At 61.0% G+C, this 561-nt stretch carries 2 protein-coding genes; both read left to right on the plus strand.

Annotated elements, in window-relative coordinates; genetic code table 11:
• The coding region (locus tag BK660_RS31485; RefSeq protein WP_185045318.1) for a septum formation initiator family protein at positions 1–79 on the plus strand (79 nt) is incomplete at its 5' end.
• On the plus strand, positions 76–561 hold a 486-nt coding region (locus tag BK660_RS31490), incomplete at its 3' end, for an IspD/TarI family cytidylyltransferase (protein WP_148057532.1). The genes BK660_RS31485 and BK660_RS31490, both read left to right, overlap by 4 nt.

Raw genomic sequence — 561 nt, forward strand, 5'->3', positions numbered from 1 at the left:
GGAGACCGTTGAAGAGCGGGCTCGTCACGAACTGGGCATGGTCAAGGACGGCGAAACCCTTTACCAGTTGGCCCAATGATCAATTCCCTGCCGGCCTTCTGGGCCGTGATTCCTGCCGCGGGCGTCGGTGCCCGAATGGCCGCGGACCGTCCCAAGCAATACCTGCAACTTGGCGGGCGCACAATTCTCGAACACAGCCTCGGCTGTTTCCTCGATCACCCAAGCCTTAAAGGGCTGGTGGTCAGTCTTGCGGTTGATGATCCTTATTGGCCGAACCTGGCGAGCGTCAACGATCCGCGTATTCAGCGGGTTGATGGCGGGGCCGAGCGTTCTGGCTCGGTACTCAATGCCTTGCTGCATTTGCATGCGCAGGGTGCCGATGATGAGGATTGGGTGCTGGTGCACGATGCGGCACGGCCGAATCTGAGTCGTGAAGATCTCGACAAGTTACTCGATGAGCTGGCGGATGATCCGGTCGGCGGTTTGCTCGCGGTGCCGGCGCGCGACACGTTGAAGCGGGTCGACAAGCACGGTCGTGTGGTGGAAACCGTCGATCGCAGC

This window comes from Pseudomonas brassicacearum, assembly GCF_003732265.1.
In the GTDB taxonomy this organism is placed as follows: domain Bacteria; phylum Pseudomonadota; class Gammaproteobacteria; order Pseudomonadales; family Pseudomonadaceae; genus Aquipseudomonas; species Aquipseudomonas brassicacearum_D.